This is a genomic window from Paenibacillus sp. J22FR21, assembly GCF_056269135.1.
On the sequence record NZ_JBWDNJ010000001.1, the window covers coordinates 583,612 to 599,283 of the forward strand.

Sequence of the window (15,672 nt, forward strand, 5' to 3'; positions counted from 1 at the left end):
GGCAGTAATTATGGTTAAGTATCGTTGGACGCTCGACTTACAGATGTTCAATGGAGAGAAGACTGAGCGTGCAACACCGAAGAAAAGGCAAGATGCTCGTAAGAAAGGCCAAACGGCCAAAAGCCAAGAAATTCCGGCTGCCCTTATTCTTTTCTTTATTTTTCTAAGCTTTATCATGATGGGTGATTATTATAAGGTTCGACTGATGCGCATATTTGGTCTGATATTAGAGCAGAAGCTCTTGATGCAAGTGACGACCGAAAACGTCGTTTCCTTGTTTTCTGATCTGATGATGCAGAGCTTGATGTTATTAGCACCAATTTTCGCAATCACAGTACTCATTGCCATATTGGGCAATTACGCTCAGATCGGTATTATGTTTACCGGCGAGCCGCTCATGATGAAATTCAGTAAAATCAGTCCCTTGAAAGGCTTTAAACAAATTTTTTCCATGCATTCCGTAGTCGAGTTTGTTAAAAACATTTTGAAGCTTCTCCTCATTGGATTCATGGTTTATTGGATTCTGTGGGGTGAACTGGATGTCATTATGCAGCTCGCAACGGTTTCGATTAGTGAAATCTTTAGCATTATTGCAAGAATCACGATTAAGCTCGGCTTATATATCGGTGCAATTCTTGCTGTGTTAGCAATGTTTGATTACATGTACAAGAAATATGAACACGAGAAGAGCTTGAAGATGTCTAAGCAAGACATCAAGGATGAATATAAGAAATCTGAAGGAGATCCGCTCATTAAAGGTAAAATTCGAGAACGGCAGCGCCGGATGGCTCTGCAGCGAATGATGCAGGATGTACCTAAGGCTGACGTCGTCATCACAAACCCTACCCACTTCGCGATCGCCATTCAATATGAAGGCTCGAAGATGGAAGCCCCTAAAGTAATCGCAAAGGGGATGGATTTTGTGGCCCTTCGCATTAAAGAAGTGGCAAAGGAACACGGCGTAATCATGATGGAAAATAGGCCGCTTGCCAGAGCGTTATACGATCGAACGGAAATCGGTGATACGGTTCCCGTTGACCTATTCCAGGCTGTGGCGGAAGTACTGGCATATGTATATAAGCTCAAAAAGAAAGTGTAATTATCTACAACTATCTACGGAGGAGGGAACGTCATGAAGGCTAGAGACCTGACCATACTAATCGGGATCATCGGCATCGTTCTTATGATGGTCATTCCGATTCCACCAGCTTTACTTGACGTGCTCCTAATAGTCAACATTTCAGTTGCGCTGATGATTTTGCTTATCGCAATGAATACGCAAGATGCTTTGGAATTTTCCATATTTCCGGCCTTGCTGCTCATTACAACCTTGTTTCGCTTAGCACTTAATGTATCAACAACCCGAAACATTCTCCAGCATGCCCACGCCGGTAAGGTTGTTGCGACTTTCGGTAATTGGGTAGCGGGTGGTCAAATTGCAATTGGTTTTGTTGTGTTCCTAATTCTTGTTGTTGTTCAGTTCCTCGTTATTACTAAAGGGTCAGAACGTGTCGCAGAGGTTGCCGCAAGGTTTACATTGGATGCGATGCCCGGTAAACAGATGAGTATTGACGCCGACTTGAATGCAGGCCTCATCAACGAAGTACAAGCAAGAGAGCGCCGTCAAAAAATCGAACGTGAAGCTGATTTCTACGGCTCGATGGATGGTGCCAGCAAATTTGTTAAAGGGGATGCCATTGCATCCATCATCATACTCATCATTAACCTACTTGGCGGATTTGTAATCGGGATGTCGATACATGGCATGAGTTTTTCCGATTCCCTACATACGTTCTCCGTTCTAACGATTGGTGATGGACTCGTCAGTCAAATTCCGGCCCTATTGATTTCGACAGCAACAGGCTTAATTGTGACACGTGCTGCATCTGACGGTAACTTAGCCCATGATGTGACTACGCAGCTGTTTCGTTATCCGAAACTGCTCTACATTGTAGCAGGTACAATTACACTGCTCGGAGTTGGAACGCCTATCGGACCGATTGCGACATTACCTTTTGCAGCTATTATTACGTACGGTGCCTTTCGGATGCAAAAGTCGCTCACGAAGGAACAGGAAGCGCAAGAGCTTCTTGTGGAAGAACAGGAAATTGAAGAGGTTAGAAGTCCTGAAAGTGTAATCAGCTTGCTGCAAGTTGATCCGATCGAATTCGAATTTGGTTATGGTTTAATCCCACTTGCCGATACGCAGCAGGGAGGCGATTTGCTGGATCGGATTATTATGATACGTCGACAATGTGCGCTTGAACTTGGACTTGTCGTTCCGGTTATCCGGATTCGAGACAATATACAGCTTAAACCGAATGAATACATAATTAAGATTAAAGGGAATACGGTAGCGCGCGGAGAGCTTCTACTCAATCATTACCTCGCTATGAGTCCTGGATTTGAAGATGAATCGGTTATCGGTATCGAGACTGTGGAGCCGGCTTTCGGTTTACCGGCCATCTGGATTGATGAGGCAACCAAAGAAAGAGCTGAATTGACCGGCTATACGGTCGTGGATCCTCCGTCTGTTGTTGCCACTCATTTGACAGAACTTATTAAACGTCATGCGCATGAGCTGATCGGGCGCCAAGAGACGAAAGCACTTGTGGACAATGTCAAAGATTCGTACCCTGCTTTGGTGGACGAACTCATACCGTCAATTCTCAATGTCGGAGAAATCCAGAAGGTACTGTCCAAGCTGTTGCGTGAGAAAGTATCCATACGCGATATGGTAACGATCTTCGAAGCGCTTGCGGATCATGGAACCTACACGAAAGATACTGATATTCTGACCGAGTATGTTCGCCAGGCATTATCGCGACAAATTACACAGCAATTCTCCCACAATGGGGATACGCTTCGCGTAATAACGGTTGGACCGTCACTAGAGAAGAAGATTGCAGAATCGGTTCAGAGCTCAGATCAAGGCAGCTACTTGGCTCTTGATCCCGTCTCGACTCAAACCATCTACCAGAAGTTGAACGAACAAGTAAATAAACAGATTCAATCTGGCAATCAGCCGATCGTGCTCGCATCACCTACGATTCGCATGTATTTAAGACAAATCGTGGAACGTACGATGCAGGATGTGCCTGTTCTGTCTTATAGCGAGCTCGAACCGAGTATTGAAGTACAAAGCATTGGAGTGGTGAATCTATGAAGGTAAAGCGTTATGTGGTCAATGCATTACCCGAAGCGCTGCCGATGATTCGCAATGAGCTTGGTGTAGATGCCATCATTTTGAATACGAAAGAGATTCGGGTTGGCGGATTTCTGGGCATGTTCGGCAAGAAGAAAACCGAGGTTATTGCAGCAATAGAAGCGGGAAGCAAATCAGTACCTACACCCAAATCGCCTTCACGTCCACCGACGGCTAAGCAGCCAACTGTGTCGCCGACAATGATGGCTTCGATTGCCTCTATGGCGTCAACTGCCGTAGCAGAACAACAAACCATTAAAGAAAAACAACTCATGCAGGAAGCAACAGTTCAATTTGTCCCTGATGTGACGGAGGCAGCTCGAGTATCTCCAGCAGCTGCTTATGAGGCTCTATCTGGTGTGCATCAGCAGCAGCAATCTAGTGCAGACAATCGAAAGCCTCGATTGACAGAAGATGAGTTGGTTACTGAAATCCGAGATATGAAGCAATGGATTGTAAAGATGTCGAAGCAGCAGAAGCTGGAAACCAGACCCGAGGCATTGCAAGCATTACAGGATCGGTTGCTCGAACAAGAAGTCAGCGAGAAGTTGATTGATCAATTAATAGAAGAAATTGAGGGGAAATTGGAAGTTTCTGATTTATCCAATCAAACGACTACAGTTGATCGATCGACCGTATGGCGAATCGCCGAACAGATCCTGCAAGACTGGCTTAAGGACTTTGAAGCAAGTGTCATTGGAAGGGATACGCAAGTTATCCATTTCGTAGGTCCTACCGGAGTTGGCAAGACGACATCTATTGCCAAACTGGCCGCTGAGCAAACGTTGAAATCAGGCCGTAAGGTTGGCTTCATCACCTCCGATACTTACAGAATCGCCGCGGTTGATCAATTGAGAACGTACGCTACGATACTGAATGTCCCGCTTGAGGTTGTATTCTCGCCATCCGAAGTTGCCAGAGCGTTCAGGCAGCTTGAAGATCGCGAGCTTATATTCATGGATACGGCAGGGCGGAATTTCCGCAACGAGCTTTATGTATCTGAAGTGAACAGCTTGCTTCAAACCGACCGACGGTCAGAAACGTTTCTTGTCCTCAGTTTAACCGGCAAGTATGCCGATATGTCTAGCGTTGCTGAGAATTTTGCGAAATACGGTATTGATCGCGTGCTCTATACAAAACAGGATGAGACGAACGCTAGCGGAGCCATTCTCAATTTGGCTTTAGAACAGGGACTCCGTCCTACTTACATTGCATACGGCCAAACGGTTCCTGACGATATTACGACATTCAAGGTAGCGAGTTACGTTTCGCAATTGTTGGGGGCTTCCCAATGATGACTGACCAGGCGGAAGCACTTCGAAATTTAGTGCGCAATCAAGAACAGAAGGATGAAGGACGCACGACAAAGGTCATTACGGTGACAAGCGGAAAAGGCGGGGTTGGTAAATCCAACTTTAGTCTGAATTTCTCGCTTGCGCTACAGCGAATAGGACAGAAGGTTCTCATATTCGATGCCGATATCGGGATGGCCAATATCGATGTATTAATGGGCGTTTCGTCCCCGTATAACCTCTACCATCTCTTAAAACAAGAGAAGACGATTTGGGAGATTATTCAAGAAGGACCGCAAGGCGTCCATTTTATTGCAGGTGGATCGGGCTTTAAGGATCTCCTTGATTTATCGGCAGAGCAGCTGGATTACTTCGCTGAACAAATTAACAAGCTGCACGGACAATATGATTTTATATTGTTCGATACGGGAGCGGGGCTTTCAAAGGAAACCGTGAAGTTCATCACCGCCGCCCAGGAAACCATCGTCGTCACGACGCCTGAACCGACCTCGATTACGGACGCATACGCTCTAATCAAGATGGTCACAGCGATGGAGCATGACGTTAGGTTTAAACTGATCGTGAATCGGGCGATCGATACGAAGGAAGGCAACGCAACCGCAGACAAAATCGGTCTTGTGGCACAGCGTTTTCTAAATATTGAACTGCCGGTGCTTGGTATTTTGCCGGATGATCCGAATGTTACAAAGGCTGTGAAGAAACAAGTTCCTTTTGCTATTGCTTATCCGGGTACAGAAGCGTCGAAGTCGATCTTGGAAATTGCTAAACGATTTGTTGACGTACCTCAACTTCCTGCTGCCGCGAATAGCGGTGTCAAAGGATTCCTACATAAGATGTTCAGACGTTCATAATAATCCTTTGAATCGAGGAGGCGCATCAATGAATACGATCTCGCGAGTATTGGTTGTAGATGATTCTGCCTTTATGCGGAAAATTCTGTGTGATCTGATCGCTCTTGATCCCCAGTTTGACATTATTGCAACCGCAAATAATGGGCGCGAAGCAATCGAGGCTGTTCGAACACTTCAACCGGACGTCATTACGATGGACTTGGAAATGCCGGAGATGAACGGGCTTGAGGCATTGGAACGTATTATGCGAATTCATCCGGTGCCGATCATCATGCTCTCCAGCATAAGCGATGACGGTACAAGGGAGACAATCAAAGCGCTGCAGAATGGCGCCTTTGACTTTATCCGTAAACCATCTGGCCCGATGTCTCCTGATATCCACACAGTCGGCGAGCAATTGCTGGAGAAGCTTCGGATTGCAGTGCTGACGAAGCGGCACTCATACTTGTTCGAGCCTTCGAAACCGGCTCCAGCAGCGAAGAAGCCAAGTATTGCAAAAGCGAAGCCAACGACAATCAGCTTTGAGACAACCCCGTCGGTTAAGGACGAGCTTCCGCTTAAGCCTGTGCAACCGTTGGAAGAGTTTACGAGTCTTCGTGAGCGAAAACCTGCTGCCGCAAAAGAAAAAGTGGAGAAACCAGCGCCATCGATTGAGGTTAACAAGCGGACGACTAAGAAGGAACTTGAGCCGACATTACCATCAATGGATCAAGAACTGGAAACGGCTATTAAACCGAACAAGCCTGTACGAACCAGAAACTTCAAGCATCTGGTTGCGATTGGTACCTCAACCGGCGGACCGCGCGCCCTTCACGAAGTCATAACGACACTGCCGATTGACTTCCCGGCTCCTGTGCTGGTTGTACAGCATATGCCTCCTAAGTTTACGCGCTCATTAGCGCAGCGGCTCGATACGTTCAGTTCTCTACATGTTACAGAGGCTATACATGGCGAACGTGTAGAAGCAGGCGTTGTCTACATTGCACCAGGCGGTTATCATATGGAGCTTACCAAAGAAGGCGGCAGCTATTCGATCAAATTATCCGAAGACGCGCCGCGCGGCGGGCACAGACCATCCGTTGATACAATGTTCGAATCTTGCGCTGCATTCCCGGAATTACGCAGACATTCAGTCATCATGACGGGTATGGGAAGCGATGGAGTAAAAGGAATGAAAGCTCTGAATGACAGCGGAGCAGAAACTGCTATCGCCGAGTCGGAAGAGACTTGTGTCGTATATGGAATGCCGCGTTCCGCAGTAGAAGCAGGCGTCGCAAAGACTATTGTGCCGCTTCGACAAATCGCAACCGCAATAACCCATGCCGTCAGAAAGTAAGGCTTACATTTTCGCATGGCAACCATTTATACAGGAGGTGCATGGAAATGGATATGAACGCCTATCTATCAATGTTTATTGACGAATCAAATGATCATTTGCAGTCATTAAACGAGAATCTGTTGAAACTTGAAAGCGCTCCGGAAGACATTAGCATCGTTCAAATCATTTTCCGCTCTGCCCATACATTAAAAGGCATGTCAGCGACCATGGGCTTTGAAGATCTCGCGTCGCTTACACATGAGATGGAGAATGTACTTGATCTGGTCCGTAATAACAAACTCAAAATGGATAGCTTCATTTTCGATACGTTGTTTAAAGGTCTTGACGCGCTAGAATCTATGGTCCAAGACATTATCGGCGGCGGCACGGGGAAAGCGGATGTTTCGTCTATCGTTGCTTCGTTGCAGACGATCGTGAAGGCTGACTACAAAAGTGAGCAAAGCACATCCGCTTCAGCGGCAGCAAGTGGCAGCAGTGGAGATGGAGCGATATTGGACGAGTTCCAAAGCTCGATTCTTCTGCAATCTATCGATGCCGGACACTCCGTTTACCACGTAGTAGTTACTGTCCGTGAGGATTGCGTACTCAAGGCAGCACGTGCCTATATGGTATTTGACTTCCTGGAACGCAGCGGTGAGATTGTCAAATCTACGCCAAGCGTTCAAGAAATCGAACAAGAAAAGTTCGACCGTTCTTTTACCGTATTTACAATCGCGAGCATTTCAGAAGAGGAACTGCGAAAAGGGATTGAATCCGTATCTGAAATAGAAGGTGCAGCCATTACACAATTGGATCGTGAATCATTACAGCAGCTTTGCGGTGCAGCATCGCAAAACACTCCTGTGGCAGCCGCGAGTCCAATGAATGCAGCGCAAGTTGAAGTGAACGCCGCTAGGTCGCAGACAGCAGCATCGACAATGACAGCTGCACCAGCATCTGCTCAGGCATCAACGGCTGCCAACAATGTTTCACGCACGATTCGTGTGGATATCGAGCGGTTGGATGCGTTAATGAATCTATTTAGCGAACTTCTGATTGACAGAGTGCGACTTGAACAGCTTGCCAGTGAGATTCGCAGAAATGAACTGACCGAAACAGTAGAGCACATGACTCGCGTTAGCAGTGATTTACAGAATATCGTGTTGAAGCTGAGAATGGTTCCGGTAGAATCCGTATTCAATCGCTTCCCTCGGATGATTCGCGATTTAGCGAAGACGCTTGACAAGAAAGTGGATCTCATTATCTCAGGTGCCGATACAGAGCTTGATCGTACTGTCATCGACGAAATCGGCGATCCACTCGTTCATTTGCTTCGTAACTCGCTGGATCATGGCATCGAACCGATTGCAGATCGTATTGCAGCAGGGAAGTCAGAAACGGGCATGGTTCATCTCCGTGCTTTCCATAGCGGCAACCACGTCTTTATTGAAGTAGAAGAGGATGGCCGCGGGATTAACCGAGAGAAAGTGAAACAAATTGCCATTAAGAACGGAGTTGTTACTGCTGAAGAAGCCAAACGGCTAACAGATAGCGAAATTAACATGCTTATCTTCGCGGCAGGCTTCAGTACGGCAGATAAAATCTCCGATATTTCCGGCCGTGGTGTCGGTCTTGATGTCGTCAAATCCAAAATCACTTCACTAGGTGGTCATGTCAGCGTAGAATCCGAACCGGGTAAAGGTACGAAATTCTCGATTCAGCTGCCACTTACTCTTTCAATCATATCAGCCATGCTTGTGAAGCTTGGAACGGAGAAATACGCCATTCCGCTTTCATCCATCGTTGAAACGGGAATCGTTCCACGTGAGCAAATCCGTAAAATTCACGGTAATCGGATGATCGATTATCGCGGCTCACTTATACCGCTCATCTCCCTCAGCCAAGTGCTGGATGCAAAGTCCTTCCTAGAGGAAGAAGAGCATGAGACGGAGATCGTCGTTATTCGTAAGGGCGATAAAACATGTGCCATTACGGTAGACGAATTTATTGGCCAAAGTGAGATCGTGTTGAAATCACTTGGAAAATACTTAACAAATATTGAAGCAATCTCTGGTGCAACCATTCTTGGTGATGGACAAGTTGCCTTGATCGTCGATCCAAACGCGCTCATTAAATAGAGGAGGGTTTACGAATGGCTGAGGAAATCAAAGTTATCGTATTTGGTCTGGCACATGAGGAGTATGGAATTGAGGTAGAAAAAGTACGCACGATTGAGCGTATGATGCCGATTACGCGCGTTCCCAAAACACCTTCTTTCATTAAAGGTGTCATTAATTTGCGAGGTGTTGTGCTTCCTGTCATCGATCTCCGCGGACGTTTTAGCTTAGCGGAATCGGAAGAAACGGAAAGCTCCAGAATCATCATCGTAGCCGTTAATGATTTGGAAGTCGGATTCATCGTCGATTCAGCAAATGATGTCATCGATATCGATCCAGACTCTATTGATTCGCCTCCGGAGGTTGTAGGCGGCATTAAGGCGAAGTATCTGCGTGGTGTAGCAAAGATCGGAGACAGCCGATTGCTAATCATGCTAAACCTTTCCGAAGTGCTCAATAAGAGCGAAATTATTCAACTGGAAACGCAAGAGGTTTAAGCCGAGTGAATCCATTAGATAGTTTAGAAGCATTCAAGCTTGATGTATTGAAGGAAGTGGGGAACATCGGTGCGGGCAATGCTGCAACGGCGCTCTCCAGACTTCTGGACAAGCCTGTCGATATGAATGTTCCCACTGTCAGTTTAATCCCCTTCGAGAAGGTTGCCGATCGAGTTGGCGGATTCGAACAAGTTGTCATCGCCGTTTTCCTTCGCGTTGAAGGGGATGCACCAGGTAATATGTTTTTCCTAATCGAGGAGCATTCAGCGAAGAAGCTGTTGCGCAATTTGCTATCCATTCCAGTTTCAGAAGAGGGATATTCCGAAATGGAATATTCTGCACTTGCTGAGATCGGTAACATACTTGCAGGTTCTTATTTATCATCTTTGGCCGATTTCACGCAGTTGTACATGTCGCCGACCGTCCCAGCCATCGCAATCGATATGGCTGGAGCTATCTTGAGTTATGGACTTGTTCAATATGGTGAAATGGGCGATTCCGCGCTATTAATTGATACCACGTTTCTTGAAGGTCGGGAGGAACTAGCAGGACATTTCTTCCTTATTCCGGATCCTGAATCGTTTGGTAAAATATTCAGCGCTTTAGGAGTGCCTAACGAATGATGCAGGAAAATCTCGTGAAAGTGGGCATGGCTGACCTACAGATTGCACTGAATGGTGCAATCTTGAAAACAACGGGTCTTGGGTCATGTGTAGGCTTGACTTTGTTTGACGAACGCTCGAAGGTGGCAGGCATGGTGCATGTCATGCTGCCCTCCTCTGAGATTGCAAGAGAGGCTCCGATTAATATCGCAAAATATGCCGATACATCGGTTCCTCATTTGATTGGGCTCATGAAGCAAGCAGGCGCAGAACCGAGAAGACTCGTTGCTAAGATGGCAGGCGGCGCGCAAATGTTCGCTTTCACAACAAACAGTGATTCGATGCGGATTGGTCCGCGGAATGTAGAGTCCTGTAAGGAGATGCTGCGTCAATTCTCGATCCCGCTGCTCGCGGAAGATACCGGTGCTAATTATGGTCGGACTATAGAATTTAACAGTCTAAGCGGTGTACTAGTGATACGCAGTGTGCAGCAAGGAGTAAAGGAGATTTAGCATGGTAGGGTCTTGGCGCTGGAATGTCTTCCTTGGAGTAGGCGGCAGTTTACTTACATTATTATTCTCGCTGGACAGTAATGGGATGGCGGTTACCAGCCTCCGTTGCCTGTACGCTTTTCTCACTTTTTTTGTACTGGGCTTTGTTTTCCGCGCGTTAGTGGCACTTATTATGAATCCAAGGGCGCAGGCTTTATCACAGTTAGACGGTGATGAATCGAAAGGGAGTTCGGTTGATTATGCAACACCGGATCAAAGTGATGAGTTGAATAATTTGTTGAAAAATCAGCTGGATGGAAATCTAAAGCTCGATGCAAGTCAAGGAGCCGGTTTTCAGCCGCTGACACCACCCAAATTAGTATCAACTCAGAATAGAGAGCCTGAAGAATTGGCTAAAGCAATACGTCACCTAACAGGAGGGTGAGAAGATGATTGAGCCGAAAGCGCCTCATTTGTCTAACATCGAGATTTGGCAGAAGTGGAAAGAAGACGGAGACATTGAAGCGAAGAAACTGCTAATCGAACAATACTTAACTTTGGTCGATTACGTAAGCAATCGTATGGCTATCGGTTTACCTAAGAATGTGTCCAAGGATGACTTGGCAAGTAATGGGGCAATGGGGTTAATTGATGCTATCGAGAAATTCGATTACCGCCGTGGTCTACAATTTGAAACGTATGCTTCTTGGAGAATTAGAGGCGCCATTATTGATGGATTGCGTCAAGGCGACTGGGTTCCGCGTTCGGTTCGTGAGAAAGCCAAGCGGATCGAGGAGGCGTACCAGCTGCTTGAACAGCAATATATGCGTTCGGTGACGGATGCGGAAATCAGCGGATATTTGGATGTTTCAGAGAAAGAGTTTGACGTTATGCTGCAAGAGATTGCAGTTACGACGGTATGCTCACTTGAGGATCCGATCCGAGAAGAAGAGTCCGAGACCCGATTGTCGCTGCTAATCGATGAGAAAGCGAAGAACCCGGATTACAAGGTACATGAGTTCTTCCTTAAAGAGTCACTCATTCGCGGCATTGATCGTCTGACAGAGAAAGAGAGAACGGTAATTTCACTCTTCTATTATGAGGAATTATCGTTAAGTGAAATCGCAGAAGTGATGTCTTTATCACCTTCGCGGATTTCACAGCTTCATTCCAAAGCAATTTTGAGATTACGAGGTGCATTAGAAAAGCAAAAGGATCAGTTAATGCAGCATTAATGTAATAGAGGGGGGCCAGTTTTGTCTACATCTGAAACATTACAATCACATCTCGTTGTTCAGCTTGCACCTGATAAACTGACCGCTACGATCCAATTTAATGTTGCGGATGAGCAGTTCTCATGCACCGAAGGACAGCTTGAAGAGTTTTTAAAGAGCCATGGAATATGTTACGGAATCAGTCGTGACATGCTTCGTAATATCGCGCAGCGACCAAGTGCCTATTTTTACAGTCAAAATGTGATTGCGCAAGGAGAGCTGCCCGTACAGGGTGAGGATGGTTACATTCGATTCTCTCACGATATGAATGAAGGCGAATACCGTCCGGTAGAACTCGAGGGCGGTAAAATTGATTTTAAAGAAGTCACACAACTGAAGAATGTGAAGCGTGGTCAATTGATCGCCGAGAAGGTTCCGGCTCGAGCCGGGGTGGAAGGCAAATCAGTAACCGGTGATGTGATTACTTGCAGAAACGGAAAAGAAGCCTATTTTAAGATCGGTAAAAATGTCGTGTTGAATCCTGAACAAACAGCTATGTACGCCACGATCGATGGACTCATCTCGCTTACAGATAAAAGCAAAATTAACGTATTCCCTATTTTCGAAGTAAATGGAGATGTCGATTACAAAATCGGCAACATTGATTTCGTAGGTACAGTCGTCATACGCGGTAACGTCTTGACCGGATTCAAAATTAAAGCTTCCGGCGATATTCGAGTAATCGGCGGAGTTGAAGGGGCCATATTGGAATCCGACGGCTCTATTGAAATTACCGGTGGAATACTCGCAAGTAACAAAGGCTATGTGAAAGCAAATCGTAATGTGAAGAGCTCGTTTATTCAAGACAGCAACGTTTCTGCAGGAGAAGATGTATTGGTTTCTCAAAGTATCATGCACTCTCATGTTCGCGCTGGGAGAAACGTCGTTTGCAGCGGCCCCAAAGGGCTGCTTGTCGGAGGGAACATCCAAGCCGGTGATCGCGTAGTAGCGAGAACCATTGGGAATACCATGTCAACGGCAACAACGCTCGAGGTCGGTGTACGCCCGGAGCTGAGAGCGGAACTAAGTGAGCTTCGCTTACAAATCAAACATACCGTGGATAATCTTGACAAAACGGAGAAAGCACTCAAATTGTTAGATCAGCTTGCTTCTGTTGGGCAGCTGACACCTGACAAAATGGCCATGCGCATTAAGCTGACTTCAACCAAACGTGCCGCGGTAGAAGAGATTGCGACAGCAAAGGATCGCGTACTTGAAATTGAGAAGTCGCTTGAGGATACCGATCGCGCCAAAATAGATGTCGTTAACGTCGTTTATGGTGGAACTAAGATCGTAATTGGCCGCTACACACGATTCGTTAAAGACGCTACACAGCGTGTTTCGTTCCGCTACTTCGAAGGTGACATCGTAATGGCACCTTATGTCTAGCGTTCTTAGCGGGCGATATGTTTGAAGTTTAGGAGGAAACAGCATGCCTTTTAAACCTATAGATTTTCAGATGTCTATTCCACGGACTCCGGATAACAGTTTGCATCAACAGCAATTGAATCAGAAACCGGTCGCAGAACAAATGCGATTGGAGAATGATACTGCTAAACAAACGGAGCTGCTGCGTAATCGCAATACTGCCGTTGAACAGAACATAGACACCAAGATCAAAGACAATCGACAGCGTGAATCTCAAAGTAAGCAGAATCGGAAGAAGAAGCAGGATGGTGGAGCCGGTAATGATGCGGAAACCGATCACGGACAGAAGCATCCTTACAAAGGTAACCATATCGATATCTCTATGTAACGGATTGTTAAACCGAAATGCAGGTGAATGAAGATGGAATCATGGCAAACGATCATGCTGATCGGCGGTATTGTTGTTGTCTGTGCAGCTGTACTACCGCGTAGAATACCGAGTGGCAAGCAAGAGCAATCGACACAAACCGTTCGTAATATGGAGACGGCACTGGAGCAGTTTATGGAGAACATGGAAGCGGACAATCGTGAGCTTGTTGAGCTTGTCAGCAAATCCACCCATGATACACAGCTTCAGTCCAAGAAGCGCGATGAGCGTACGGAATTGCTTGAGAAGCGCTGCGCCGAGTTAGAATTGCTTCTGGCTGAACAAACCAAACTGCATGCATCCGCTTTGGAGCAGCAGTCTGTAACCATTTCAAATTTGGCTACTCCAGTGACGGATACTCATGCAGTTCAACCAAGACCCCAACATCTAATTCCAACAGTCACGAGTGATGTTGAAGCGGAAGAGATAGCGGCAGCTGAAGAGCCAATTTTGACGATTCGAGACCGTTATACCGATTTGTTCGATATGTATCAAAGCGGTAAATCCATTGATGCTATAGCTAAGAAACTCGGCAAGAACAAAGGGGAAGTCCAGCTTATTCTTCAGCTATCGAAGCAGGAGGAAGCAGCGCGTCATGAATAAACGTACATTTCTCTTTGGTGTAGGTGTTGGTATTATTATCGGTGCAGCACTTCTGCAGCTTATGATTATCGGTGAGAAACAAGTGAACAATATGGATGAGCCGGTTAAGCAGGAGACTACAGAATCAGAAGTAATCGGGTATTCGAAGACCGAACTTGATCAGGCTGTTACTGATGAGCGTATACGGGTAGAGGCTGAATATAAGAAGAAACTAGCAGACAAGCAGGCATTGCTGGATAAAGTTAAGCAGGATCAAGCGAAACAAGATGCAGCGGCTTCAGCTAAGGATGAGAAGAACGTAAAGGAGACAGCAGCTTCAGAGAACACGGCTGTCTCTAAACCTGTTGTAGTACGCATTCCGCCGAACTCTGGCGTAACGGAAACAGCAGACATCTTGCATGATAGTGGCGTCATTTCGGATAAGAAAGCTTTTATCAGCCTGATGCGTACAACGAAGATACGCGCAGGTTATTTTGCTTTCGAAGGTGACTTGTCTTTGACGCAAATTCGCACGATTATTACGAGTACGCCGAATGCTTCGTCATCCGAGTTGAAATCATCCGACCAATAATTCGGTGTCTATCGAAATAGCATTAGGAAACCTGTCAATTGCGGTTGCAAGCGTATATGCAGATGTGTTATAGTAATTGACGGTGTTAAAAACACACGCCGATTAATTTCGTTATTGGTGCTTCGACCCGGTCGAAGTGATAACGGAAAATGATATTGGCGGAGGTAACCACTAAAAACCATTTAACAGGAGGTGTGTAAGAGATGGCGGTAATTTCCATGAAACAGCTTCTAGAAGCTGGGGTACACTTCGGTCACCAAACTCGTCGTTGGAACCCTAAGATGGATCGTTATATCTTCACAGAACGTAACGGTATTTACATCATTGACTTGCAGAAAACAGTTAAGAAGGTCGAAGAAGCTTACAACTTCGTACGTTCGATCGGCGAAGAAGGCGGCACTATTCTCTTCGTAGGTACTAAGAAACAAGCACAAGATTCGGTGAAAGAAGAAGCAGAACGTTGCGGCAACTTCTACATCAATCAACGTTGGCTCGGCGGCACGCTGACTAACTTCCAAACGATTCAAAAACGTATCGACCGTCTTAAAACGCTTGAGAAATGGGAAGAGGACGGCACTTTCGACGTTCTTCCTAAGAAAGAAGTTATCATTCTCCGTAAAGAGAAAGATCGTCTTGAAAAATTCCTCGGCGGTATCAAAGGCATGAGAGGTTTGCCAAGCGCATTGTTCATCATCGACCCACGCAAAGAGCGTATCGCGGTTGCTGAAGCACGCAAACTTGGTATCCCAATCGTAGGTATCGTTGATACAAACTGCGATCCGGATGAAATCGACTACGTGATCCCAGGTAACGATGATGCAATCCGTGCAGTTAAATTGCTGACAGCTAAAATGGCTGATGCAATTGTTGAATCGCGTCAAGGCGAAGTAACAACTGCTTAATAGAGTTTGACGATACGACACGAAAGGGTGGTCAGAAGGTGCATAACCTCTCACCGCCCTTTTTTCGAATGCTCACGCTGATTGTTTTGATTGAGCCGGCGGTTCACTCAGCGATCAGTCATACTTAACTAAT

General features: G+C 46.2%; 16 protein-coding genes. All 16 read left to right on the forward strand.

Annotation, left to right across the window (positions count from 1 at the left end; translation table 11 throughout):
- Positions 1-10: 10 nt before the first annotated feature.
- The 16 genes from flhB to rpsB all read left to right on the forward strand — a co-directional run bounded on the left by flhB (position 11) and on the right by rpsB (position 15,539).
- A complete protein-coding gene (flhB, locus tag AC0YNS_RS02995; RefSeq protein WP_475779545.1) occupies positions 11-1,099 on the forward strand; it encodes a flagellar biosynthesis protein FlhB in 1,089 nt (362 codons plus the stop codon).
- A 33-nt stretch (positions 1,100-1,132) separates the two neighbouring features.
- The gene (gene flhA, locus AC0YNS_RS03000) at positions 1,133-3,166 is read left to right on the forward strand and encodes a flagellar biosynthesis protein FlhA (RefSeq protein ID WP_475779546.1); all 2,034 of its coding nucleotides are present in this window, start codon (positions 1,133-1,135) and stop codon (positions 3,164-3,166) included.
- Positions 3,163-4,500 (forward strand): flagellar biosynthesis protein FlhF, encoded by a 1,338-nt coding sequence (flhF, locus tag AC0YNS_RS03005; protein ID WP_475779547.1) that lies wholly within the window; start codon positions 3,163-3,165, stop codon positions 4,498-4,500. The genes flhA and flhF overlap by 4 nt, the downstream gene beginning before the upstream one ends.
- Entirely contained in the window at positions 4,500-5,369 is an 870-nt protein-coding gene (locus tag AC0YNS_RS03010) for a MinD/ParA family protein (protein WP_475780093.1), read from the forward strand. Before flhF ends, AC0YNS_RS03010 begins: the two co-directional genes overlap by 1 nt.
- 28 nt (positions 5,370-5,397) lie before the next feature.
- A complete protein-coding gene (locus AC0YNS_RS03015; protein WP_475779548.1) occupies positions 5,398-6,705 on the forward strand; it encodes a protein-glutamate methylesterase/protein-glutamine glutaminase in 1,308 nt (435 codons plus the stop codon).
- A 47-nt stretch (positions 6,706-6,752) separates the two neighbouring features.
- Positions 6,753-8,825 (forward strand): chemotaxis protein CheW, encoded by a 2,073-nt coding sequence (locus tag AC0YNS_RS03020; RefSeq protein WP_475779549.1) that lies wholly within the window; start codon positions 6,753-6,755, stop codon positions 8,823-8,825.
- A gap of 14 nt (positions 8,826-8,839) precedes the next feature.
- Positions 8,840-9,301: a chemotaxis protein CheW gene (locus tag AC0YNS_RS03025; RefSeq protein WP_475779550.1), complete on the forward strand. Its 462-nt coding sequence runs from the start codon at positions 8,840-8,842 to the stop codon at positions 9,299-9,301.
- Positions 9,302-9,306: 5 nt separating this feature from the next.
- Positions 9,307-9,924 carry a chemotaxis protein CheC gene (locus tag AC0YNS_RS03030; RefSeq protein WP_475779551.1) on the forward strand — a complete coding sequence of 206 codons (618 nt, stop codon included), beginning with the start codon at positions 9,307-9,309 and terminating at the stop codon, positions 9,922-9,924.
- On the forward strand, positions 9,921-10,415 hold the full coding sequence (locus AC0YNS_RS03035; RefSeq protein WP_475779552.1) for a chemotaxis protein CheD: 495 nt from the start codon (positions 9,921-9,923) through the stop codon (positions 10,413-10,415). Before AC0YNS_RS03030 ends, AC0YNS_RS03035 begins: the two co-directional genes overlap by 4 nt.
- Position 10,416: 1 nt before the next feature.
- Positions 10,417-10,839 (forward strand): hypothetical protein, encoded by a 423-nt coding sequence (locus AC0YNS_RS03040; protein ID WP_475779553.1) that lies wholly within the window; start codon positions 10,417-10,419, stop codon positions 10,837-10,839.
- Between the two features lie 4 nt (positions 10,840-10,843).
- Complete coding sequence (locus AC0YNS_RS03045; RefSeq protein ID WP_091218697.1) at positions 10,844-11,629, forward strand: FliA/WhiG family RNA polymerase sigma factor; 786 nt, start codon at positions 10,844-10,846, stop codon at positions 11,627-11,629.
- Positions 11,630-11,650: 21 nt separating this feature from the next.
- Positions 11,651-13,057, forward strand: a complete 1,407-nt coding sequence (locus tag AC0YNS_RS03050; RefSeq protein ID WP_475779554.1) for a DUF342 domain-containing protein — start codon at positions 11,651-11,653, stop codon at positions 13,055-13,057.
- A 43-nt stretch (positions 13,058-13,100) separates the two neighbouring features.
- Complete coding sequence (locus AC0YNS_RS03055) at positions 13,101-13,424, forward strand: hypothetical protein (protein ID WP_475779555.1); 324 nt, start codon at positions 13,101-13,103, stop codon at positions 13,422-13,424.
- A gap of 33 nt (positions 13,425-13,457) precedes the next feature.
- Positions 13,458-14,066, forward strand: coding sequence for a hypothetical protein (locus AC0YNS_RS03060; protein WP_475779556.1), 609 nt, complete (start codon positions 13,458-13,460; stop codon positions 14,064-14,066).
- Positions 14,059-14,637 carry a hypothetical protein gene (locus tag AC0YNS_RS03065; RefSeq protein WP_475779557.1) on the forward strand — a complete coding sequence of 193 codons (579 nt, stop codon included), beginning with the start codon at positions 14,059-14,061 and terminating at the stop codon, positions 14,635-14,637. The genes AC0YNS_RS03060 and AC0YNS_RS03065 overlap by 8 nt, the downstream gene beginning before the upstream one ends.
- Before the next feature lie 203 nt (positions 14,638-14,840).
- On the forward strand, positions 14,841-15,539 hold the full coding sequence (rpsB, locus tag AC0YNS_RS03070; RefSeq protein WP_475779558.1) for a 30S ribosomal protein S2: 699 nt from the start codon (positions 14,841-14,843) through the stop codon (positions 15,537-15,539).
- Positions 15,540-15,672 lie beyond the last annotated feature (133 nt).